The sequence below is a fragment of the Hoeflea sp. Naph1 genome (assembly GCF_046837775.1).
GTDB lineage: Bacteria > Pseudomonadota > Alphaproteobacteria > Rhizobiales > Rhizobiaceae > Hoeflea.
Map to the genome: position 1 here is coordinate 611,762 of NZ_CP177286.1, position 22,780 is coordinate 634,541.

Annotated in this window: 17 protein-coding genes and 1 pseudogene; 4 read left to right on the forward strand and 14 right to left on the reverse strand. The window is 57.4% G+C overall.

All coding sequences use genetic code 11. The annotated features are described in order from the left end of the window. Positions 1-17: 17 nt before the first annotated feature. On the forward strand, positions 18-1,259 hold the full coding sequence (locus ACK6D9_RS02905; protein ID WP_412050559.1) for an aldehyde dehydrogenase family protein: 1,242 nt from the start codon (positions 18-20) through the stop codon (positions 1,257-1,259). A 37-nt stretch (positions 1,260-1,296) separates the two neighbouring features. Here the strand turns inward: ACK6D9_RS02905 and ACK6D9_RS02910 are convergent, their stop codons facing one another. The 8 genes from ACK6D9_RS02910 to ACK6D9_RS02945 form a co-directional block, all read right to left on the reverse strand. Further along, positions 1,297-2,025: an IS6 family transposase gene (locus ACK6D9_RS02910; protein ID WP_291093503.1), complete on the reverse strand. Its 729-nt coding sequence runs from the start codon at positions 2,023-2,025 to the stop codon at positions 1,297-1,299. A gap of 877 nt (positions 2,026-2,902) precedes the next feature. Further along, positions 2,903-4,072, reverse strand: coding sequence for an IS91 family transposase (locus ACK6D9_RS02915; protein ID WP_412050560.1), 1,170 nt, complete (start codon positions 4,070-4,072; stop codon positions 2,903-2,905). 11 nt (positions 4,073-4,083) lie between these two features. Next, positions 4,084-4,944 (reverse strand): site-specific integrase, encoded by an 861-nt coding sequence (locus ACK6D9_RS02920; RefSeq protein WP_412050561.1) that lies wholly within the window; start codon positions 4,942-4,944, stop codon positions 4,084-4,086. A 175-nt stretch (positions 4,945-5,119) separates the two neighbouring features. Then, complete coding sequence (locus ACK6D9_RS02925) at positions 5,120-5,887, reverse strand: ATP-dependent Zn protease (RefSeq protein WP_412050562.1); 768 nt, start codon at positions 5,885-5,887, stop codon at positions 5,120-5,122. Further along, a complete protein-coding gene (locus ACK6D9_RS02930) occupies positions 5,880-7,916 on the reverse strand; it encodes an AAA family ATPase (RefSeq protein ID WP_412050563.1) in 2,037 nt (678 codons plus the stop codon). Before ACK6D9_RS02930 ends, ACK6D9_RS02925 begins: the two co-directional genes overlap by 8 nt. Further along, positions 7,916-8,341 carry a hypothetical protein gene (locus tag ACK6D9_RS02935; protein WP_412050564.1) on the reverse strand — a complete coding sequence of 142 codons (426 nt, stop codon included), beginning with the start codon at positions 8,339-8,341 and terminating at the stop codon, positions 7,916-7,918. The genes ACK6D9_RS02930 and ACK6D9_RS02935 overlap by 1 nt, the downstream gene beginning before the upstream one ends. Positions 8,342-8,428: 87 nt before the next feature. Further along, positions 8,429-9,340, reverse strand: a complete 912-nt coding sequence (locus ACK6D9_RS02940; protein WP_412050565.1) for a hypothetical protein — start codon at positions 9,338-9,340, stop codon at positions 8,429-8,431. A gap of 685 nt (positions 9,341-10,025) precedes the next feature. Then, positions 10,026-14,888, reverse strand: coding sequence for a DUF3320 domain-containing protein (locus ACK6D9_RS02945; protein ID WP_412051718.1), 4,863 nt, complete (start codon positions 14,886-14,888; stop codon positions 10,026-10,028). On the opposite strand from ACK6D9_RS02945, the gene ACK6D9_RS02950 reads away from it, so the two are divergent. The 3 genes from ACK6D9_RS02950 to ACK6D9_RS02960 all read left to right on the forward strand — a co-directional run bounded on the left by ACK6D9_RS02950 (position 14,839) and on the right by ACK6D9_RS02960 (position 16,019). Further along, positions 14,839-14,976, forward strand: a complete 138-nt coding sequence (locus ACK6D9_RS02950) for a hypothetical protein (protein WP_412051888.1) — start codon at positions 14,839-14,841, stop codon at positions 14,974-14,976. The two genes, ACK6D9_RS02945 and ACK6D9_RS02950, sit on opposite strands and share 50 nt — an antisense overlap. Continuing rightward, positions 14,976-15,254, forward strand: coding sequence for a hypothetical protein (locus tag ACK6D9_RS02955; protein WP_412051889.1), 279 nt, complete (start codon positions 14,976-14,978; stop codon positions 15,252-15,254). The genes ACK6D9_RS02950 and ACK6D9_RS02955 overlap by 1 nt, the downstream gene beginning before the upstream one ends. A 243-nt stretch (positions 15,255-15,497) precedes the next feature. Then, positions 15,498-16,019, forward strand: coding sequence for a hypothetical protein (locus ACK6D9_RS02960; RefSeq protein WP_412051890.1), 522 nt, complete (start codon positions 15,498-15,500; stop codon positions 16,017-16,019). A gap of 344 nt (positions 16,020-16,363) precedes the next feature. Here the strand turns inward: ACK6D9_RS02960 and ACK6D9_RS02965 are convergent. The 6 genes and pseudogenes from ACK6D9_RS02965 to ACK6D9_RS02990 form a co-directional block, all read right to left on the reverse strand. Then, positions 16,364-17,362: pseudogene (locus tag ACK6D9_RS02965) on the reverse strand (IS5 family transposase). Positions 17,363-17,468: 106 nt separating this feature from the next. Further along, a complete protein-coding gene (locus ACK6D9_RS02970) occupies positions 17,469-18,134 on the reverse strand; it encodes an SGNH/GDSL hydrolase family protein (protein WP_412050566.1) in 666 nt (221 codons plus the stop codon). Between the two features lie 34 nt (positions 18,135-18,168). Further along, positions 18,169-19,122 (reverse strand): ABC transporter permease, encoded by a 954-nt coding sequence (locus tag ACK6D9_RS02975; protein ID WP_412050567.1) that lies wholly within the window; start codon positions 19,120-19,122, stop codon positions 18,169-18,171. Position 19,123: 1 nt separating this feature from the next. Next, positions 19,124-20,080, reverse strand: coding sequence for an ABC transporter permease (locus tag ACK6D9_RS02980; RefSeq protein ID WP_412050568.1), 957 nt, complete (start codon positions 20,078-20,080; stop codon positions 19,124-19,126). A 42-nt stretch (positions 20,081-20,122) separates the two neighbouring features. Further along, complete coding sequence (locus ACK6D9_RS02985; RefSeq protein WP_412050569.1) at positions 20,123-21,616, reverse strand: sugar ABC transporter ATP-binding protein; 1,494 nt, start codon at positions 21,614-21,616, stop codon at positions 20,123-20,125. Between the two features lie 104 nt (positions 21,617-21,720). Further along, the gene (locus ACK6D9_RS02990) at positions 21,721-22,758 is read right to left on the reverse strand and encodes a substrate-binding domain-containing protein (protein WP_412051719.1); all 1,038 of its coding nucleotides are present in this window, start codon (positions 22,756-22,758) and stop codon (positions 21,721-21,723) included. Positions 22,759-22,780 lie beyond the last annotated feature (22 nt).

Genomic DNA, 22,780 nt, shown 5'->3' on the forward strand with positions numbered 1-22,780 from the left:
TGAAGAAGGAATTCGCCATGAGCGACAAATTGGACGCCGGCTTTGACACCAGCCAATGCCTGATCGGCGGCCGCTGGATTGGCGCCAGCGGCGGCAAAACCCTGACTGTGGAAGACCCTTCGACTGGTCTGGAGATCGGTCGCATCGCCCGTGGCGGCCGTAGCGAAATCGATGCCGCGGTGACCGCAGCCCAGGCAGCGCTTGTCGGCGAATGGGGACGCATGACCGCTGCCGAACGCGGCCGGTTGCTCGCCAAGATCGGCCGCGCCGTGGAAGAAAATATCGAGTGGCTGGCCAAGCTCGAGGCCCATGATGTCGGCAAGCCGTTGAGTCAGGCCCGCGCCGATGCCAAGGCACTGGCGCGCTATCTCGAATTCTATGGCGGCGCCGCCGACAAGATGCACGGCGAAACCATCCCCTATCTCAATGATTACACGGTCTTCACCCTGCGCGAGCCGCATGGCGTGACTGGTCACATCATTCCCTGGAATTACCCGATGCAGATCCTCGGTCGTTCCGTCGGTGCGGCTTTGACAATGGGCAATGCCGCGGTTTTGAAGCCGGCTGAAGAAGCATCACTGACAGCGCTTGCGTTTGCCCGTATCGCCACAGATTGCGGCTTGCCCGATGGCGCGCTCAATGTCGTGCCCGGCCTTGGCGAAGAAGCCGGCGCCGCGCTCTGCGCCCATTCCGGTATCAATCATATCTCCTTTACCGGCTCGCTCGAGACCGGCCGCAAGATCCAGCAGGCGGCAGCCTATAACGTGATCCCGGTGACGCTGGAACTGGGTGGAAAATCGCCGCAGATCGTCTTTGCCGACGCAGATCTCGACCGCGCGCTGCCGTTTTTGGTCAATGCCGGCATCCAGAATGCTGGACAGACCTGCTCGGCCTCGTCGCGTATCCTGGTCGAGGCCTCGATCCACAAGGACGTGGTGCGGTTGATGAGCGAGCGCTACAAGATGCTCACCGTTGGCGCGGCGATCGAGGACCAGTCGGTCGGCCCGCTGATCTCGGAAAAGCAGAAGAACATCGTTCAGGGCTTTCTGGCCGAGGCCGATGAGGATGGACTGGCACCGGTGGCCGAGGGTCTGATGCCGAAATCGGCGCCGATGGGCGGCCATTACGTGCGCCCGACGCTGTATGGCGACGTCGATCCGAGCCACGCCCTGGCCCGTGACGAAATCTTCGGCCCGGTTCAGGTGATCATCCCGTTCCGCGACGAGGAAGAGGCTGTTGCTATGGTAGCGTCGCCTTAACCTGGGTTTGGCACAGGTTGCCCTTTATGGGCCTGTTTCATGAGGCCGCCGACAGAGCGACTTCGCTCCAAACCGCCATCGCGGCAGCGCGGATATCACGGTGATCGGCGGCTTTCAGATGTTTGCGGTGAAGATGGAAAAGGTTGGCGATCGGGCCGTGGATGGAAACGAAGCGCTGGCATTGTCGTGCTGACTTGAACCGCATCATTCCTCGTTCTCGTCGTCGAACAGCCAGATGCGAATTCTCCGCACGGTTGTTCAGACCCTTATGCGAACGATGCTCGACACCTGGCATAATTTCCCTTTTGGCTGCATCATAGGATTTGAGCTTGTCGGTGATTATCACGCGGGGCCTGATGCCTTGGTCTTTGAGCAGTTTTCGCATCAGTTTGAGAGCCGCCTTCTTGTTCCGACGGCTCTGGATCAGAGCATCGAGAACATAACCATCGGCGTCGACGGCCCGCCATAGCCAGTGTTTCTTGCCCTTGATGGAAATGACCATTTCGTCGAAATGCCACTTGCTGGCAAAGTTTTCCCTGGATCGCCGCCGGACGCAGCGGGCATATTCTTGGCCGAACTTGGTGGCCCATTCGGAGATTGTCTGGAACGAAACTGCGATGCCACGCTCAGCCAGCAGATCTTCTACATGACGCAGGCTCAGGGGAAAGCGGAAATAGAGCCAAACTGCATGCGCTATAATCTCGGCAGGAAAACGATGACGCTTATATCGAGGCGTCGCAATATCGGTCGGCGGGTTCGGGCTCATGCCGGAAAATACCGCCCTATATGTTAAGGCGACGCTACCGGCTTCATCTCTCACTCTCTGCTGCCGGAGTAGTTGCTCGGCATTGCGCTGTTCTTTGGATTTCCTGGTCATTTCGTTCTCCCTTGTTGTCGTGTCACAGCCTGTCGGCCGGCGATGCAAGGAACAAACGCTGTTTGCCAATCTTAACAATCCGAAGGGAGATCGCGGTCGAGAACTGTCGATCTATGCCTGCAAGCGCTGCTGCGCACAAACGTGGTTTGCATCCGAATCGCGACAGCGAAAACGGGAAACACTTATCTGGAGATTGGAATCGCGGAAGGGTAAATTGAGATGATGTGCATTGAATTGTCGGCAACCTGATCCAAAGTGCAATCAATCAAGCCAATTTGGATCGCTTTGCAGGCAAGGTGTTGTCAATCAGATGGCATCAGCGGCAGCGTGGATGACATCGCCATCCACCGCCGCCTGCCAGGTTAGATGAGACCGCCATGGTCGCCACCGGCAGCAACCGCCGTACCCATATGAATCTGGAGGGTTCTGTGAGGTCCGTATTCTGAGCATGCCACGCCCACGGATCGGACCTCATTGAAGCCCGATTGAACGAAGGCGCGGGCTGCCTGGAGCTATGGGGATTTAACTGAAGTGTGGGATGGCCTGAGGCAAGGTCGAGCCTCACTGGTGTTTGTGAACAAGTCTGAACGGGAATGCTGGCGGGTGTTTTCGGTATCGTTGATGCCTCGGCTGGCTGGTTTGCATCGAGCTGAACCTGCGTGCCCTTGCTTTTTCCATCGCGCATGCACGATTGGCCAAAGCATTTGGCCCGCGGCCGCTTGGCATGCCGACGCTGATCGTTGGAATGATGAGGTGCCTGACGTCATCATGAACTGTCGTTCCATGCTGGCCGGCAAGCCGGCTGCCTTGGTGTCCACGCGCCGATGATCGCCATGGCTCCGCCGCAACAGGGGCAGCGGTGCGCCAAGGGTGGTGGCTTTACGTCTGGCTCTTCGACCGGCGGCGGCGGAACGTTGAGCAGTTTTCGGCACAGGTCCAGCTTCAGTTGCCGGTGGCCATTGGCAAGAAGTCCGTAATGTCGAATTCGGTGCAAGCCATCCGGCAGGGTGTGAAGCAGGAAACGACGGATGAACTCATCGGCATCGAGGGTCATCACCTTCTGCTGGCCTTGGTGGCGATAATCCTTCCATCTGAATGCGACACGATCGCCATCGATACTGACGAGGCGGGAATTGGTAATGGCAATACGGTGGGTGTAGCGTCCGAGATAGGCCAGAACCTGCCTCGGTCCCGCAAAAGGCGGCTTGGCATACACCACCCAGTCAATACGCCGTGCATCCCTTACCGTTCGATTGAATGCGGCAGGGTCAGCCAGGCCTGCAATATCGCCGAAGAACCTGAGCTGACCCTCATCGTAGGCCTGCTTGAGTTCTTCCAGAAACAATCGCCGAAACAGCTGTGACAGAACTCGCACGGGCAGAAAGAAGCTCTTCCGGCAGGCAACCCAGCGAGACTGGTCGAATGACAATCCGCCGCCCGGCACGATGCAATGGAGATGTGGATGATAATGGAGATTCTGGCCCCAGGAGTGCAGCACCGCGATGAAGCCGATCTCGGCACCCAGATGTCTGGGGTCGGCGGCAATCCTGCGCAGTGTCTCTGCGGCGGCACGAAACAGGATATTGTAAACCTTCTCCTTGTTCTGGAAGGCGATCGCGGCGATCTGTTGCGGCATGGTGAAGACGACATGGAAATAGCCGACGGGCAAAAGGTCTGCCTGTCTGGCGGCAAGCCAATCGCGGCTGGCCTGACCCTGGCATTTTGGGCAATGCCGGTTGCGGCAGGAATTGTAGGCAATGCGGACGGTGTCGCAGTCCTGGCATTGCTGGACATGCCCGCCCAGGCGAGCAGTACGGCACATCTCGACCGCACTCATGACGCGGCGCTCGACACGCCCCAGATGACCGTCATGTGATAAACGGTAATGTTCGCCGTAGCGGCGGAATACATCCGCCACTTCAAGCCTGGCCGACATGGTTGGCTGTCTCAGCCGGGCGGAACCCCCTCCAGCTTCAGACGGTCGAACGGGCTCGTCGTGCCGCGGATCAGCTCGTTGGACACCTTGGTGTAGCGCGCCGTGGTGGACAGATTGTTGTGCCCCAGAAGCACCTGGATAATGCGGATGTCGGTTCCGCTTTCCAGCAGATGGGTGGCAAAGCTGTGACGCAATGAATGGACAGTGACCTGACTGTCGAGGCTGGCGGCGGTACGGGCAAATCGGCAGGCCGAGTGCAGGAAAGTCACATCGATGGGTTTGGTTTCATCCCGGCCCGGAAACAGCCAGAGTTCGGGCCTCGCCAGCCGCCAATAGGCTCGAAGAATGGAAAGCAACTGGACCGAAAGCATCACCGTACGGTCCTTGCCGCCCTTGCCGTGTTTGACGTTGATGACACCTCGTTCACTGTCGATGTCGCTGACCTTGAGTACAACAACCTCGCCAGCACGAAGCCCGGCGGCATAAGCCGTTGTTAGCGCCGTTCGGGCCTTCAGGCTCGGAACAGCCTCAAGAAACCGGATGATTTCATCACCATTGAGAATTCTCGGCAGTTTGGATGGGGTGCGGGCATAGGCAATCCGTTCCGGCAGGTGCTCCTGGCCGAGCGTCACGCCGAAGAAGAAACGGATGGCGCAAACCGTCTGGTTCAAGGCTGGCCACGAAATGCCAGATGACACCAGATGCAACTGAAACGCGCGGACATCCTCCAATCCAAGGCGCTCTGGTGAGCGACCGAAGTGCCGCGCAAATCTGCTGACAGCATAAATATAAGCTTGTTGCGTCGCCGGCGACAGATTGCGGATTGTCATATCCTCGATCATCCGCCGACGCAGGGGGCTCAAGTCCTTCATGATCTTCTCCTGTTCAAAGGTGGGCCAAACAGCCCAATCCTTCAAAACAGCAGCGCATCATGCAAACCGCGCGATCCAAGTGCCGCGGTAGCGGCTTCGTTCAATCGCCGGATCGGCTTCCCGAATCGAAGCTCTCTAGATGGGAATCGGTGTGGCGCCATAAAGAATCGCCGTTTCAGAGTCGGGTTTCGCCGCACTCGTCACCGATACCGTCACCTCCGACACCCAGCAGCTGTCGCACCTCGTCTCCTGACATGACACTGACGCGGTTGAGACGCTGGGCAAGCAGCATGAGATTAGGTCCGTTGGAATCCAGCAGTTCCCGGGCAAGCGCTTCAGCAACCAGCAATCGCGTGTTGACCCGCTCGGCCAGATCGCGATCAAGCGTCAGAATGTCAGGGCGACCTCTCGTCGGCCGATAGACCAGCGGCTGCTGCTCGGCAAAACCGAGGATTGACTCTGCATCGATTGCGAGACTGGTGGCCTTGGCGAGATCGCTGTCCTCATGCCCGCCTGAGCCTGATACCACTTCGCCGATCAGAAGGCGCTCTGCCACGCGACCGGCCAGCATGCTGGCCATCGTCTTCATCAGCCACTCTTCGGTTTGTGCGATATGGCTGTATCGGCGTGTCTTGACCTGACCGATCTCACCCAGCCCGATTGTCACAGACTCGACTTCACCGATGCCGAGCAGTGACCAGGCGACCGCATGACCTGCTTCATGAACAGAGACACGCCAGCGCAGATCGTCTGACATTGACATTCGATCTGCCCCAAGCGCCTGCTCGATATCAGCCCATGTCAGTGTACGACTGTCCCTGCGAGCCTTCTGGCGTGCCTCGCGGACCAGCCTTTCGACATCGGCTCCTGTTCGACCGGTGGCTAACAGTGCAAGGGATTGAAGAGCCGCTGCGGCTGAAGAAACTGTCTTGGTGTCAGACATGGGCTTGTCCTTTCTTCGGGGCTGCCTCTGCCTTGGATGGCTTCAATTGAGCAATCGTAGACGACGGCGCGACCGATGCAGAGCTTTCTAAATGTGAGTCACCATGCTCGGGAACCGATGCCAGAACCGCAGCGAGATCGGAGCCGAGATGATGCGCCAGAATTCCCGTAAGGGATTCTGCATCGGGCGGCGGGATGACGATGTGCTTCTCAAGCCTGCCCGAGCGCAACAGCGCCGGATCAATCCGGTCGGGGAGATTCGTCGCGGCGACAACGATGACGCCTTCGGTTTTTAATGCCCCATCCAGCAATTCCAGCAATCGAGTGATAACCGTCGTCCAGTATGAGTCATATCGGGAGCCTCTGCCCTCACTGCTGTCTCGACTGCCGATTGCATCCATCTCGTCAATGAAAACGATGCAGGGCGCATTTTCCCGCGCGGTCTCGAAGACACTCGACATCTGCTGGAGCACGTCGCCGAGAAATCCAGGTTCAAGCCACGACGCGACTGAGCTGACGATCAGTGGCACATGAAGTGTGTTGCAGAGCGCCCTGGCGAAGGTTGTCTTGCCCGTGCCGGGCGGTCCCGAAAGTAGCATTTTGGAACTCATCTCATCCCAGCCGATTCCACCTTCGCGCCAGAGAGCCAGGTCGTCCTTGAGATCGAGTGCCCATGGTCGCGCTTCACCATATCCGGAAAGGTTTTCGACGCGCAGAGTACGCACATGTTGGGTCGATGAAGCGGCTTCGCCTGCCGCCTCCGAGTTCACAGTTGTTAGGGTCTCGGTGGCAGCACTGGTCGACGGCTCGACTTCGGGCAGGATCATATCGACCGAAGTGGTCTTCGGCTTGTCCCGTAACGCTGACAATGGATTTGATGAGTGCCCCCTGCGAGACCTGTTGCCACCATCTTCAGCCTCATCCTCGCCGGCTGCAGCCGCAAGGGTCGCCAGCAGGCTCACCACTGTCTTCGCTGTGCGCCCGGGCCGCACGGCCAATGCCAGATCATCGACACTTAGGCTGCCTGGATGGAACGCCACCTGATCCATGACTGCGATGGACTCGCTTGCCGGAATCCCGAGACAGACATGAAGAAGGTCGGCGACCAATGCCTGGTCGATGCCCGCACACTGAAGCACGATGTCAGCGGCGGCGGTGAACTCCGACCTCATGGTTTCAGCTGTCTCGTCGACGATAAGGAGCGGCACCGGGTCGCCATGCATTGCCGTGCTCAACGAGCGCTTCAGGTTTTCCTTGGTCACATCGACGACTTTTCGGCCCGAGCCGGTCAGAACATTTCGTTTGCGCATTTCAGGTCGGGTTTCACGGAAATGCCCCGACAGGGGGCGACCGTCAAGGATATCGACCAGAGATGCATAGAAAGGAGCAATCAGGGCTTCTTCCAGCATAAGACCAAACTGGCGTTCAAGTCCTGAAACCGGGATTTTGAACAGGATCACCGGATTCCTGCGCATCAGAACCTCTCGAAGCTCCTTGAGATCAGCAATGCTCTCGCCGATCGCGCGGGCGATCAGAACGGCGACGGTTGCATGGCTTGGGTTTGGTAACGTCAGGGATTCGCGCAGCAGCGCAAACATCGCCGGGGAATCCAGCGGCTGGACAATCTTGGTGTAGACCGAAGTTGAGTGATCCTTTTTGCGCATTGCCGGCTTTACGCCAGCATCGCCACTTTTCGTGTGGACCTGGTACACAGGCTTGCCGCCGGCCTCGCCAATAACGACAGGCTTGATGGGTTCCCCATGGTCGCTATCAACAAATCCGTCATGCGCTGTCACCGACGCGCGTTTCAGTGCCCGAGCGACCAGGGCGCGGGCACGGTTCCTGTCACCGGCAAGCGTCGATGCTGCATGAGCAGAGACCTGCCAGGCAATACCGCGCTTCCTCTCCCCGAACGGGAAATTGATGGCGAGCAGGCCGACGTCGGACGCGCGTTGATAGAGATCAAGCACGGCCAGCCTGCGGATGCGCGCGAGAAGATGGCGGGCGATGCGTTCAGTGATCTGGTTCATCACGCGTCTCCCCATTTACCGCTGGTCCAAGCGTTTGCCGCGTCTTCCAGGTCTTTCGGAAGGTGTTTCCGGTTCCCCATGAGCCAGTCACGGACGACAATGCATGTCGGGTCGCCCTCATCACAGAGATCAAGGAGCCATTTGCGCGGGATTGAGAGCATGCTCTCAAGACGGACCCCTCGACGTTTGGCCGATCGAATGGCAATCCTGACGACGCTGGCGACATAATTGGCATGATCCTCCGCAGTCCATGACGATGGACTTCCGGTCCTGATGGCGGCCTTGGCATCGCCAGCGGCCTTCTCCTCAGGAAGCAGCGGTTCGCCGCAGTGGCTCATAATCTGATCACGCTGCCGATGACGGCTGCCTTGCTGTGGCTCCGGTGACGGGATGGGTTTCGGAAAGGGAACGATGTCTGCAGTCATGGTATGGGTCTCCGTGCGCCGACCGGTCACGGCCAGCGCGTTCAATAGGGATGGAATTGTGGACGGGTGAATGAAGCCCAGAGCGCGCTAGTGTCTGGCGGGCACTTGAGCAAAGCCCAGCTTGATCAGTCGCGGCTCGACGTCGGCCTCGGTGACAGCATCTTCGCTATCGTTCTGGACAGCCTCGTCATCTGGCTCAGCCTCTTCAACCACCACTAACGTTGGCAACGATGGACTACCCCGATGACTGGATGGCCGGACGAATGTCTGGCGCGCGAGCTCCCAGTTCGCTGTTATGCGAGAGCGAAAACTCTGCTGGAGCAATCCGATGGCCTCGCCGGCGCCGGCCACTTCGACCAGATGATCGAGGTGTGACATCGGCCAGATACCAGCGTCGATATCGGTCTTCCGGTTCTGCGCATTGAGGATGACGATCCTGACTTCCTCAGCGACCAGGCGGTGGTGTTCCTTGTAGAGCAGGTCCGGAACCACCAGGGCGGCGGCAAGCATCCGAGTCTTCAACTCATCAATTCGTGCGCTCTCGTAGGAAATGAGGCTCCGCTTCGCATCAACAACATGAGCAACTTTGGTCCGGCTGTTCACGATCAGCAAATCAGGCGTGTAGGTTTTGCGGCCACCATGATCGGCATCAAGCGTCAACGCGCGATAGTGCTGAGGCTCATTCATGCCGACCAGTTGAAGTGCTGTCGCTGTGACAGGCAGGCGCAGATTTTGCGTCAGCACCACCAGGTCGGGATTGCATCTGGCGACGAGCGCAATGCCGCGTTCAATCAGCCTTCCCTCATGTCCGGGAATTGCCCGAACCATTGTGGCGATGTCATCCATGCCGCCAGCGAGCGATTGCGCCAGCAGTTCGGCAGACAGGGAGGAAGCGACAAGCTCATTGATGAGGTCTTCAAGGCGCGCCTCAAGTTTGGGGCAATCGGCTGAATGGGCATAGATGGGCGCAGTCGTGGTCTTGAGGTTGGTCTTGGTCATGGGAGGTCTCCTGTTGAGGAGCGATGACGGCAGCATCCATGCAGACATAGAGAGTCACATGCGGAAGTAATTTCCGCATTGGCTGCCCCAAGCGGGCAATCGGACCATTGATGTCGGCGAGAGACTGGGCGTGATCGCTGTGGGTTGAAACAATCAGTGGCGCGGAAGCGAGACGGATGATGGCGACAGGTCGCCGGTCAACCAACAGCATCGCCGCGATCGGGTTTCAACAGGAGAGATATGTGAATTGTCTTCCCCATTCGGGGAGATGGCGGTAAGGGTTAACATAGCCCAATTCCTTTTCATACAAGGTTGCGGGTCAGGCCCTCGTTCGATGTTGCAAGCATCGTCGGGGGCCGCTAAGTCACTGCAGATATTTAGTTTCTGCCGACACCATAGACTTAGCCCGGGGTTCCGGGTCCGGCAAGACCAAAAGAACGTATCCGGAACAAGAGCTCCGGGATGGTTAACAAGGCACGCGGTTTCTTCAAGTATTCAGGTAGGCATCCAAAGGCGGTATTTGGCTGTGTACGAACATATCCGGTATGGTGGCACTTTGGCCCTGCCCGTGAAGGAAGTACGGACGTTCTGGTCCACATAGAAATCTCGGTGTAACTCGCACGGATGCTGGGTATGTTTCGAACATTCATTGACGCTAATTTTGACGTTGGACGACCGCCTGAGATTAGCTCCCACCAATCTCTTCATGTCGACGATGGGGCTCTTCCGCTTTCAGGATCGCTTCATCAATCCTGGCTCGGCTGCTGGCTGCGAGGCGTTCAAGGTTCATCAACCGCGCCAACACCAATGGAGGATCAGGCTCTTCTAATGCCATCGAATAGATCTTTATAAATCCGACAAGCTCCTCGATGGCGATATCGGTGACCGCTCTACGATCTTCGTCAGTTGCGGGCGGACGGTAGGCTACCATTTCCTTGATCCCACCCTTGGGCCAAATGAACCGCCCAGCGCTGTCGTCAGTGCTATCGAAGGCCCGTAGATGAAGTTCAATCTTCTGTCTGATACGGCTGCCGGTTCGAAGCCAGCCATGTGCCCTTGCAATACGTTGGGCCACGACGTCGGCGCGGACCGGGGCTTCGGTCTCGACAACTTTCGCAATCATTTGGTCGATTACCGGTCGGTAGCCGAATTCGTAGAAAGAGTCGGGATCGGCTTTGATGTTAGACAGATCTGTTTTTCTGAAAGGAGCAGTATCGACGGCTTCCGCCGATTTCAGTCGCAGCGGTGCATCTTCATTTGCATTGAACTTCTCGATCAGTGGATCTCCTACGGGCGGAGCATACTCCTCCGCATCGCGGTCAATATTCTCGATATTGAGATTAGCGTCCTCATCAAGGTCTGCGGCGCCGCTGTTGTCATCAGCTTCTTCAGGCTCAGAAAGGTTAATACGATGCAGTTCGTTTCGCTCTGCATCTTTCTCGGCGCTGGCGGTCACAAGTTGCTGTAGCGCACCGTGCAGCCGGTCTGTCGCGCCCTGTTTGTCGTGCCACCAGTCGGGCGACCACAGCCGCAGGATTTCCCAGCCAAGACCTCGGAGGATTTCTTCGCGGATCTTGTCCCGGTCGCGAGCAGTGGCCGACCTGTGGTATGTCGCGCCATCGCATTCAATGCCGGCCAAGAACGTCCCCGGCTTGTGCGGGTGAACAACGCCAAGATCAATCCGAAAGCCAGATACGCCTATTTGCGGAATGACGGTCCAACCCTTCGCATCTAGTTCGGCGGCAACAGCCTCCTCAAACGGCGAATCGAAGCCACCCAGCGAACCTTTCTCGACCGCAGGCAGCGCCACGGCGCCGCGTTCGGCAAAATCAAGGAAGGTCTTCAGGTGGTGCACTCCGATGGCCTTAGTCCGGCCCATATCGATCTTGTCTGCAGTGATGGACGAATAGACCACGAGCTCCTGCCGCGCCCGGGTAACCGCGACATTCAAGCGGCGCTCACCACCATCGCGATTGAGAGCACCGAAATCCATCGTCAGTTTACCTGCATAATCGTGACCGAAAGTGATGGAAAACAGCATCACGTCGCGCTCGTCGCCCTGCACATTCTCCAGATTTTTGACCACGGTCGGCTCGATCCGTTCCTTGGCGAAAAACCATTCCAGTTCAGGGTCGTCCCGTCGCTTTTGATCCAGAAGATCCTCGATCAGGGATTGTTGTTGGCTGTTAAATGTGATCACACCGAGCGTCGGCCGCTCCGGTTCGGGCAATTTCAGCCAGGCGCGCATGCGGGCCGCAGCGTCACTGGCGATCGCATTGGCCTCGGTTTTGTTGGTGCGGCTCTTGCCCCGGTCATAAATTCCGTTGGCGAGATGGCGCAGCGAAACTGCCCGGTCTTCCGTGACGGGCGACGGAAATGTGATCAGCCTATTTCGATAATAGTGCCAGTTCGAGAATGCGATCAGGGATTCATGTCGGCTGCGGTAGTGCCAATTGAGCTCGAGAACCGGAAGGCCGGACACCTTTGCTTCGTCGAGAATGCTTTCGAGATCCTTGTCATGCTCCTGAATTTCGGGATCGGTGTCATCGCTATCGGTCTTGCCGAAAAAATTGGTCGGCGGCAGTTGCATCGGATCCCCGACAATCACCGCCTGCCGGCCACGCGCCAGCGCGCCGACCGCATCCCAAGTGGTGATCTGCGATGCTTCATCGAAGATCACCACATCGAAAAGTGCCTGGTCCGCCGGCAGATATTGCGCGATTGAAAGCGGTGACATCAAAAGGCACGGTGCAAGCTTGCCGAAGGTTTCCGGCATGCCGGCAATCATGTCACGGATGGATTTGTTCGGTCTTTGCAGTTCCATCTGATGGCGCAAGAGCCCGAGTTCGGACCTTCTCGGCACTTCATGGGGACCCGGCAAGTTCCTCGACAGCTTACGCTGAATTTCGCGCGGCGCGCTTTTTAGCGCCAATTCATCCAGTGTTCGGAAATCGGCCAATGCGTCTTCGTGCTGGAAACGCTTGAATTGGCGTATGACAGGATCCGCATCGATGGCAGTGGGAAGCCACCATCGCGCATAGGCCAGCGCGAATGCCGAGCTGATGTCATCTGGCATAAGCCGGCTTTGCTCAAGTGCCATAATGATTGGCTCAAGCCCATGCGCCACTGCTTTTTTGCGTGTCGCACACCATGCTGTCCATGTTTGAAGTGCAGGCTGACTGGCCCTGACGTCGTGCATCGCAACGGCAATATCGGCCAGCATCGCCTTGCTCGCGGGATCAAATGGAAAGGCACCGGCCAAATCCCGATAGGCCTTCAGTTCGCGCGTGAAGGATTCCCGCATTTTCAGGAAGCTTTGCGCTTTTGCCAGAAGAGGATGATCGACATCGCCCCCCGTCAAACAAGGCGCAACCGACTGCGCTACCTTCTTCACCGATCCAGCTGCCTGCCCCAACCGCATCAGAGCCGTCCGCATAGCTGCCGCCTGATCGAAATAGGCAAATATTGCCGCTGGATCCGAATGGATACCCTGCCAACCGGGTGAGTGGACCCGCAAGGGGCTGCTTGCCACCTCATCGGCGTTCATCTTCATGGTCCGCAATAGCGGAAGATCGCGACCCGGGTCGGGTGTGCCCGATCTCGCATAGAATTGCAGCAATTTCCGAACACGCCTCTTGCCCAAAAGCGATCTTGGCCAGCCGCTTGCGTTGGCTTGCCGCCAGTCCAGATCAAGCTGATCGACCGGAATACGGGCCAAATCCTCATCGGCATAGACTGCGCCCAATCTCGCCTCGGCCGCCTTGAACTGAGTGATCGCCGTCTCGACGTTTCCGATTGAGGTTTTGAGCTGATTGAAATTTCGGTCGAAAATAACGCCAAAACTCTTGCCGGCCGCCGATTGTAGCGACGAGGCCATGGCCGCCAGTTCGTTCAGTTCCGTCACCGAACAGTCCGTTTTCGGCTCCAGTCCCAGCGCCGCCGAAAATGCCTCCAGCGACGGCTGCAGATCGGAAGCCGCTCTTGAAATCTGCTCAACTTGCGTAAGGAATCTGTTTTCCCAGCTTGCTGACCAGTCCGCCACATCAATAAAACGCAAACACTTGTCTGACGGGACGGACCGGAACACCAACCCAATCTCGTCGGTAAGCTGGGTCAGCCTTTGGTATGTTTGGCTATCGTGCTGGACAGGCTCGGGCCACTTTAAATCTGGCGCATATGCGTCTTTTCCGCGAACGAACACGCCCATGGCCTTGAAGATGGACCATCCGCTGGGGGCTTGTCGGTGCAACGCTTCGACGTAAGCGTTCAGTTCATCACGGCGGATGCGCAGCCGATCGTTGATCGTGATCCATTCCTTGCCATTTTCATCGGTGCCAGCCTCCCAGGACTCTTTCAACTGGGCTATGAATTTCTTCCGTTCAGCCTTGTTGGAATGGATTTCGAGGCAATAGGCGCCAAGCCCGTGCTGTTGCAGTCGGCGATGCACCACACCAAGCGCCGCGGTCTTTTCGGCAACGAAGAGCACGCTCTTTCGCTCGGACAGGCATTGGGCAATCATGTTGGCAATGGTCTGGCTCTTGCCGGTACCTGGTGGCCCAATAAGCACGAAATCGTGGCCCTCGGCGGCAGCCATGGTTGCTGCCAGTTGCGAGGAATCCGCAGCCAGCGGCATTACCAGTTCCCGTGGATCATATTTGACGTCGATGTCCCGTTCCGCTGGAAACGCCGTCGCGACTCCGGCTTCGAATGCCGTGTCCGGGTTGTCGATGAGATGCCGCACCACCCGGCTTTGCCGAAGCTGATCCGTCCGGTCGACTAGGTCCTTCCACATCAGATATTTGGCGAAAGAGAAGGTCGACAACGCCGACTCGTTGACCACTTCGAACCCGGGAATCTCGCGCACCGCGCGGCGCACCATTTCGAGAACAAGCGGAACATCGGTCCCGCTATCATCTGTTGGGAGAGGGCCCTCGAATTGCGGCAATAGCAGATCGAAATCCTTTTTCAGCAATTCGAGCAGTGTCGAATTGAATCGGACCTCGTCCTCGTGGTGGAGGATGTGAAACCGCGACGACGCACTCTTGCGTTCCAGCTTCACCGGCACCAGCAACAGCGGAGCGCGGTAGGACTTTACATCGTCGGCCGATCGCTTCCAGCGGAGAAACCCGACCGCAAGAAACAGGGTGTTGGACCCGCCCTCCGCCATATCGTTCTGCGACCGCCGGTAGAGCTCGGTCAGGCGGCCATCAAGCTCCTTGACCGGCAACGGTGAGGACAATTCATCGCGCTGAAGCGCGGCCAGCGCAAATTCGGTGTTGAGGTCTTTCCCTGTTGCCTGAAAGTGCAGCTTTTCATCCCGGTCACCAATCGGGTTCTGCTCCGGCAGCGAGATGATGCTAACGCGCGCTTGATCGGCGAGCCGGTCTTCGAGAAAGGAAATGTCGGGACAGACAAACGGGATTGCCTGCTTGCTGTCCTTGAAGTTCAACAGCCGGTTTCTCAGCGAAAGATCAAGCAGCTTACGCTGCCAGCGGTCAATGCGGCCAGCTGCGGTGGTCGGCTTTTCTTCCGCGCTGTCGGCGGGCATTGAGGAGAAATCGGGCAATGGTGGTAGCGGCAAGGAGGTAGCCTCGTCCCCTGCCCCGGTTTCAGCACTGCCCGCTACCGACCGTTGATGCGAGGCCATCGGCTTGATCTGCGCCTGCCTAGCGCGCGCTACGTCTATGCAGGCGACAAACCGATCTTCCTCCTGCTCGGACAGGAGACCGCGGGCAATGTTTCTTGCATCATCGAAGGTGGAGGGAGGATTGTGCGTGATGGAGGTGGTTTCAAACACGACAATTTCATTACCGGCCAGAGCCTTCCGCACCTCGCCCGGATCGGTCTCGATCAGGTTCGGGAATGTCTTTCGCGTGAGCCAGAAGCCGGTGAAGGAATGATCATCAAGCAATAGGATCATCGGGTTGAGACCCACGGCTTCAAGGGCAGCGGCAAACAACAGGCTGGTGTCGAGGCACGTGGCCAGTCCCTCATCAACGATTGTCGTCGGGCGCCTAACCTTCTGGCCGTATTTTTCAAAGCTGCGGGGCGGTTCGGCATAGGTCAGCCGCAGCTTGCTGATTGCTGACCATATGGCCGCGCCAAGCATATAAGCACGTCTGGGGTCTTGGCTCTGGTAACCGTCCAGGGCAGAAGAATGACCGTAAGCGGCAAGGGTATTGCCAGCTTCCTTGATGATCCGGGCAACACCCGGGTCGTTCGGCATCACGAACGCTGCAAGCAGCGGCGCCATGGTGCCAAACCCACCCCACTCGTCCCTTGCCAACAGACGGATTTCCTCAGTTCGCTCGGCGATCAACTGATCGGCGGAAAACAGGCGAAAGCTCACCTGCCCGCGTTCGGCTTCATTGAGGCCTCCGAGAAAGTCGGGGTCAAGCTCGATAGCCCGATCAGAAATTCTCAGACTGTCGCCAGGCAATATCCTGTCGATTGTCCAGCTCTTGCGCTTGCAGAACGCCGGCGTGACGACGAGCTCAAGCCGCAAGCTGTTGAGAACATTGGCGGTGTCATTGCTGATTTCTATGGATCTGAGAATGGGTACAGAGTTCTGCCAGGAGGCATAATTGATGGCGCTGACGACATCGGGGAGGATCGATACGGATGGCTCCATCTCGATTTCCTCCACCTGCGGTTCATCGTGATCGCCGATGTACATTGATTGCACCATCTCCCCAACCCAACTTGAAGTGTGCATCAAATAACATATGCCATCTAAGGTCCAGCGCTGTGAGACCGAAGGCCCCACAAGAACAGAGAAAGCTGTGGGGGTGGTTCGATAAGCCGAGTTTTTCTGACCGTACTCTGCCACTATCGCTGCGAACAACGTAGTTCGGTACCATTTTAAATATCGTATTCCAAAAAATTTGGCAAAAGATAGTTATTCGTAGTTATGTTAACTATACATATAAAGGAAATGTAATTCGAAACATGAGATAATAATATATCTATAGCGTTGGTGCGGGGGTCAGCAATTGTGCGGAATTTGGTCTTTGATGGGTTGGCTTATTTGGTTGCTCCCGCCGAGGCTCGGCAACGAACGGATTTCGGGCGTCCGCAGGCGAGCATTCGGTTAAGAATGGCGACGCCGACCGCAGCCTCTGTCTGTTGAGCGAGGAATGACCGAGCGCGCAAACGCGGCCCAATAATGCCCTTGTATCTACCCATCGCGGTCTCGATCAGTGCTCGCTTGCCATAGCCGGTAGATGCCTGCCATTTCAACCGGCCATTGATCTGGATGGATGCGATGTGATCGTCTCTCTGGCACGACGCCTGGGCGTTGGGCCGTCCAACAGCGTTCGAGCGCGGCGGAATGACCACCTTTGCGGTCGCGCTGTGACGCAGAACAGTGTCGTAGGTTGGGTCGCCATCATAGGCCCCATCGGCGGTGATCTGGCCGATTTCATCGTCGATTTGATCCAGCAAAGATTCCAGCTGCGAGGAATCGCCGGCTTCCTGATCTGTCAGGCTATGGGCAATGATCTCGCCACTGTCGGCATCAACAGCCAGGTGCAGCTTTTGCCAACCGCGGCGGGACTTTGCCCCATGTTTTTCTTCCAGCCATTGGCCCGCGCCATGGACCTTGAGCCCGGTACTGTCGACCAGAACATGAATGGGTCCGTCCGCCGCGTGCTGCCGGTCGTTGCTTTTGGCCGAAGGTTTCCAGGTTCTGGCTCACCGGCTCAGGGTGGTGTGATCGGGCACAGGCAGATCCAATGCCATCATATCAAGAACTCAATTCAAAAACCCTTCACTCTGGCGCAGCCGCAATCGGAATACCATGCCCAGCATCAGAGTAGTTTCGATCGCCAGATCAGAGTAACGCGGCTGGCCACCACGTGTCTTGCGTCGTAAGGCAGCCCAGCCGCTAAGCGCTTCCGGCGTTATCCAAAGTGTCAAACTGCCACGGCGGTGAAGGCCAGCTTCGTACTCTGCCCAGTTCGTCACTTTGAATTTCATCTTGCCGATGTGATGGCGGCGGGCGGCGTTATGTTTGTGCGGCATGCTGCTTCATTCAAGCTGGTGGGGATCTCGGCCGAATAAACAAAAATCGTTGAAATCTTATTCGTGCACCAACGCTCACATTCGCCACTCCCCGCACCAAGGCTGTTCAGGCATCGCCGAAAATATCTGTCACCTTGGCTGCGATAGCCCGGCCGAGAACAGAATTATTCTCTTCCGTGAAGTGAATTCCGTCGCATCCATCTGCCGTGATGAAGTCACCGGCATTGAGGAAGTCGACCTTCATGAAGTCGGCCAGATCCTTGTACTGCTGGCCAAGTTGCCCGGTCTTCTCATGACCGCCGCCAAACATTCCCTGAAAATACGGGTGCGGCATCGGTGTCAGCGGCGGCGGTGCGACCACCAGAACCTTGGGAGCCGGATAAGGCGTGCCGACACCGCCGGCGCTTGTCAAAACCTGGCCGACCAGCTTGCTCATGCCAAGCGCCACCTCGTAGGGGGTTCTGTGGAAGAATGACTTGGTGTCGTTGGTTCCCAGCATCAAGATGACAAGATCGAGCGGCAGATGGCTTGCCAGTGCGGAAGGCAGGTAGGCACTGCCGTTCAGCCGCGGGTCGGTCGGATCGTCGAGCATTGTTGTCCGGGCGCTCAGCCCCTCCTCGATGATGTGGTATCCATCGCCCAACTGCCCGGCCATGACGCCGGTCCAGCGCTGTTTATAGGAATAGCGATAGGTCGGAGCCCCTTCCAGCACGGGGATCCATCCCCATGTCAGCGAGTCACCGAAGCAAAGGATGGATTTTTTTTCGGACATGATGCGTTCCTCTGGTGTTCGACAGTCGTGTGGTTCAGGATTTGCTGGTGCGCAGGCCATAGAAAATGGCTGCAAGCAGGATGATGACGCCTTGGGCAACGAGCTTGCCGGGGTCCTGGATGCCGAAAGTGGTCATCACCACGAACAGCAGCGCGAAGGACAGAACCCCGAAAACTGGACCCCAGACGCCGCCTTCGCCCCTGCCGAAAACGACGCCGCCCAAAATGGTTGCCGCCACGGCGAGAATGGGAAGATCCAGTCCGATTCGCACGCTGCCGACAGCAATTGAAGCCGTCTGCACCAGTGCGGCAATTGCTGCGATCAAACCCGCCAGCGTGTGCGCAAGAATGACCGTGCGTTCAACCGGGACGCCTGAAAAATGCGCGGCTTCGGCGTTCTCGCCGACCGAGGTGACATAGCGCCCGAAAATGGTTTTCGACAGAAACAGCGCGATGCACAGCGCCAGCCCGATCCAGAAAATGACGGGTGTCGGAATCGGGCCAAGCTTGGTGTTGTAGATCTCGGCAAACCTGGCCGGGACATCGCCGGGAGGCTTGCCGCTCGCAAGAAACTGGACAAAACCGACAAGAACAATGCTTACGGCCAATGTCACGATGACAGCCGAAACACGCCTTTTGCCGACCATGTAGCCGTTGAACAGGCCTATCCCCATGCCGGTCAGCAGGGCAATGGCGATGAAAAATCCGATGGATGCGTCGGGAAACATGCCCGACGATATGTAATAGTTGATCAAGAGGATGACCCCGCCGCCCGACAGGTCGATGCTCTTTACCCGCATCACCAGCAACTGCCCCAGCACAAGAATGCCAAGCGGAACCACCTGCCGGATGAAGATGCCCATGATGTTCAGGTTGAGCATGTGCGGCCGGGTGATCGACAGTATGATCAGCAGAACTGCAAAAACCACATAGGACGGTGGGATGCGAAGCACCCTCTGAACCATCGAGTTTGTGAAAGACGTCGTCATCTCAAAGTCCAATTTTCTTGCGTGACTGAAGGCCGACGACGAACAGCAAGATGGTGCCCTTGATTGCCGTCTGAATGAATGGCGAGACGTTGGAAAGGTTCATTCCGTTGGCCAGCAACGACATCACCACTGCACCGATCACGGTGCCGTGGAGACTTCCCGTACCACCCGAGAGCTGGGTTCCTCCGATCGCCACCGCAGTGATCGCATCGAGTTCGAACAGCAGCCCCACATTGGGATCTCCCGATACAATGCGTCCGGCCAGGAAAATTCCGGCCAACGCCGCAAAGCAGGAACAGATGACATAGGCCAGCGTGATGTTGCGCTTGTCGGAGATACCGAAATTATGGGCGGCCTGATCGGCTCCAGATGCGATGCCCCCGCCGATTGCAAACAGGTGCAGTCCGAACCGCGAACCATAGAGCAGCTTCATTGCCAGAAGGATGGTCAGAATGCCCCAGAACACCGGCATCGGAACGCCCAGAAAAGACCCCGAAACCGAGGAAATCACTACATCCGGAACAGTCCCTCCCGAGACAGGCCGCAGCGTGCGGGTGATGCCAAGCACGATATACTGCATGGAAAGGGTCGCGATGATCGGGTGAACATTGAGGTGGGTAATGACAACGCCGTTGACCAGGCCGATCAGGCCGGCAAACACGAAGACCGCCGGAATCAGAACATAGCCGGGGCCATCAAGGGCAAGAATGGCTGTGGTGAAACTGATCACCGAGCCGACCGACAGATCAAGTCCGCCCAGCAAGATCACGAACATCTGCCCGATCGCGGTGATGACCAGCGGCATCGCTTGCGCAACCAGGTTCTGCAGATTCTCGGGGTTGAGAAACTGGTCTGTCGTTGCACCGAGCCAGACCACCAGGCCGACGGCCATCAGCAATGCCAACCCCCATACGCCCTGGCGGGAATTCCTGCCTGTGATGAGTTCACTCAGTTTCATCGTGTTCTATCTTCTTTCATCGTCGCGCCGTCTGCGGAAAGCTCACGCACTTAGGGCTGCGTTGAGTATTTTGTGTTCGGTTGCTTCCGAGGCATGGATTTCGTCAACCACGGTGTTGTCGTGAACAACGTAGATCCGGTCGCACAGGCCGATGAGCTCGATTGTCTCCCGCGACAGGACGAGAACGGCTCCGCCTCCGGCGGTGAAATCGCGCAGCAGCTTGTAGATTTCAGACTTAGCCCCGATGTCGACCCCGCGGGTCGGTTCTTCGATAAGCAGCAGGTTCATGTTGGCGGCAAGGTATCTGCCGAGCAGCACCTTCTGTTGATTTCCCCCCGACAACGAACCAACCGGAATCGACGCATTCGCCGCCTTGACATTCATGCTGTCCATCGTCGCGTCAACGACCTGGCGATAGGATCTTGCAATCGCCATTTCCGGACGCGAGGCATGCAGGCCTATGGCGATATTGTGCGCAATGGAAAGCCCAAGGAACAAGCCCTCCTCCTTGCGGTCTTCCGGCACAAACCCCGCACCCATGGCTTGCAATTTGCGAACCCCGGTGGATATGGGAACCGGCAGCTTCAAAGGCCTGTCGTCAATCGTCACGGTTCCGCCCGCTGGCGCATGCTGACCGACCAGAGAACGCAACAGCTTCTGCTGGCCTTGTCCCTCCAGTCCAGCCAGCGCCACAATCTCACCCCGGCGGACAATCAGATCGAACGGTTTTGAATCGGGATTGATGCGGAAATTTTCAACGGTGAGCAAGACATCGCCCGACTGCTCTGTCCGTTCGGGAAAGAGATCTTCAAGTTCCCGGCCGACCATCATGGCAATGAGGGAATCCGATGTCATGTCAGACAGGGATTGCGTGCCGACGAGTTCACCGTCCTTGAGCACGGTGACGGTGTCACAGATCTCGAAGATCTCGTCCATCCGGTGGGAAATATAGACAATCACCTTGCCCGCATCCCTGAGCCGGCGAATGTTGGTGTTGAGCACCTCTACATCTGCTGCATTGAGTGCGGCGGTGGGCTCATCGAGAATGAAAATACTCGCATCGGCCTTTATGCCATGGGCGATTTCAACAAACTGTCGTTCGGCGATGCTCAGCTCGGCTATGAGTGTGCCGGGATCGAGATCAAGCCCAAGCTCGTTCAGCGCCTTGGTCGTCTCCGTCGCCATCTTTGCATAGTCGATGCGTCCGAAGCGGCTGGTGGGCTCACGCCCCAGAAACATGTTTTCCGCGATCGTCAGATTGGCGAGAAGCGAGAGTTCCTGGAAAACCGTCGAAATGCCGAAATCCAGCGCATCTTTGGGATGGTTGAAGTCGACTTTCTGGCCGTTTCTGGAAATCTCTCCGCTGTCCGGCCGGTGAACGCCGGCCAGTATTTTCATCAGCGTCGACTTCCCTGCCCCGTTTTCGCCCATCAGCGCGTGGACAGTGCCAGGCATGAGTTCGAGCGATACACCCTTGAGCGCGACGTTGCCGCCAAACGCTTTCGAGATATTCGACATTTTGATCAGGTTTGTCATGACGTCCCTCGGACATATGGGCCCGGAAACCGGGCGCAACGCGAAGCGCAAAAGCCCCGCCGGAATTGCCTTGATGCGAATTCCGGCGGGAAGTCCTGGGAGGACTATTTCTTGCCGTAAAGCTCCTGCAGCTTCTCTTCGGTCAGTTCCGAAGGCCACCAGACATTGGCCGAAAGGTCATCGCGATAGTAGGTCTTGGCTTTCTCGACATCCCAGCCTTCAGGGTTGTAGTCGTAGTGCTTCTTCAGCTCCTTGCCTTCCAGCAACGCCACGGCAGCGCGAACGCCAGCGGCGCCCTGCGCTGGGCTGTATTCGGACGAGACCGATTTGAAGCCGTCGGTAATCCACTGGCCGAAGAAGCCATTGTTGCCCTCGCCCGTGATCGGCGGGATTTCGGCACCGAACTGCTTGAAGACATCAACGCAGGCACGCGTCATGTCGGCGCCTGAAGACCAGATGCCGTCGACCTGGGGATTGTTGAGATAGAGGGTTTCGCACAGCTTCTTGGTCTTGTCGTACTGCCAGTCGCCATTGTCTTCGGCGATGATCTGGATGTCAGTCCCCTCGAGTGCCTGCTTGAGACCGTTGTAGCGGTTGGTGTCCTCGGGATGCCCGGCCAGTCCGCGCAACACCCAGATGTTGCCCTTGCCATCAAGTTCCTTGACCAGAAAATCGCCCATGACCTTGCCAAAATGCTCGGCCCCGCCCTGGATTTCGGTGGTGAAGGCATCACCTTCGGTACGGCCGGTATGAAGAATCACTGGAATTCCGGCTGCCACGGCCTTTGCGATGGAGGCGTCAGCGGATGTGGATGTTACCGGCTGCACGATGATTGCGTCGACTTTCTGCGCAATCAAATCTTCAATGTCAGCAACCTGTTTTTTCTGGTCAAAACCGGCATCAAGAATGATCAGTTTTGAAACACGATCGTCTTTCGCTGCCGCAGCTTCCGTCTCGTGGGCGACCTGGACAGTCCAGGTATTTGCATTGACGCCAAAATGGCTCATGCCGATGACCCATGGGCCGTCTTTCTTGAATGTACCGGCCTCGACAACCGGATTGTCACCGGCCCGTGCCGTCACTCCGTCGAGCAATTGCACTTCCTGCGAAAGAGAAGGTGCAATCATGACGGTGGTTGCCATCAGAACGGCCGTCGCGAAAGTT

Bases quoted from the DNA above. Each gene is read 5' to 3' on its own strand.
- ACK6D9_RS02905 (WP_412050559.1), top strand. From the start codon at position 18: ATGAGCGACAAATTGGACGCCGGCTTTGACACCAGCCAATGCCTGATC.
- ACK6D9_RS02910 (WP_291093503.1), bottom strand. From the start codon at position 2,025: ATGAGCCCGAACCCGCCGACCGATATTGCGACGCCTCGATATAAGCGT.
- ACK6D9_RS02915 (WP_412050560.1), bottom strand. From the start codon at position 4,072: ATGTCGGCCAGGCTTGAAGTGGCGGATGTATTCCGCCGCTACGGCGAA.
- ACK6D9_RS02920 (WP_412050561.1), bottom strand. From the start codon at position 4,944: ATGAAGGACTTGAGCCCCCTGCGTCGGCGGATGATCGAGGATATGACA.
- ACK6D9_RS02925 (WP_412050562.1), bottom strand. From the start codon at position 5,887: ATGTCTGACACCAAGACAGTTTCTTCAGCCGCAGCGGCTCTTCAATCC.
- ACK6D9_RS02930 (WP_412050563.1), bottom strand. From the start codon at position 7,916: ATGAACCAGATCACTGAACGCATCGCCCGCCATCTTCTCGCGCGCATC.
- ACK6D9_RS02935 (WP_412050564.1), bottom strand. From the start codon at position 8,341: ATGACTGCAGACATCGTTCCCTTTCCGAAACCCATCCCGTCACCGGAG.
- ACK6D9_RS02940 (WP_412050565.1), bottom strand. From the start codon at position 9,340: ATGACCAAGACCAACCTCAAGACCACGACTGCGCCCATCTATGCCCAT.
- ACK6D9_RS02950 (WP_412051888.1), top strand. From the start codon at position 14,839: ATGCGGCCAGCTGCGGTGGTCGGCTTTTCTTCCGCGCTGTCGGCGGGC.
- ACK6D9_RS02945 (WP_412051718.1), bottom strand. From the start codon at position 14,888: ATGCCCGCCGACAGCGCGGAAGAAAAGCCGACCACCGCAGCTGGCCGC.
- ACK6D9_RS02955 (WP_412051889.1), top strand. From the start codon at position 14,976: ATGCGAGGCCATCGGCTTGATCTGCGCCTGCCTAGCGCGCGCTACGTC.
- ACK6D9_RS02960 (WP_412051890.1), top strand. From the start codon at position 15,498: ATGACCGTAAGCGGCAAGGGTATTGCCAGCTTCCTTGATGATCCGGGC.
- ACK6D9_RS02970 (WP_412050566.1), bottom strand. From the start codon at position 18,134: ATGTCCGAAAAAAAATCCATCCTTTGCTTCGGTGACTCGCTGACATGG.
- ACK6D9_RS02975 (WP_412050567.1), bottom strand. From the start codon at position 19,122: ATGACGACGTCTTTCACAAACTCGATGGTTCAGAGGGTGCTTCGCATC.
- ACK6D9_RS02980 (WP_412050568.1), bottom strand. From the start codon at position 20,080: ATGAAACTGAGTGAACTCATCACAGGCAGGAATTCCCGCCAGGGCGTA.
- ACK6D9_RS02985 (WP_412050569.1), bottom strand. From the start codon at position 21,616: ATGACAAACCTGATCAAAATGTCGAATATCTCGAAAGCGTTTGGCGGC.
- ACK6D9_RS02990 (WP_412051719.1), bottom strand. From the start codon at position 22,758: ATGGCAACCACCGTCATGATTGCACCTTCTCTTTCGCAGGAAGTGCAA.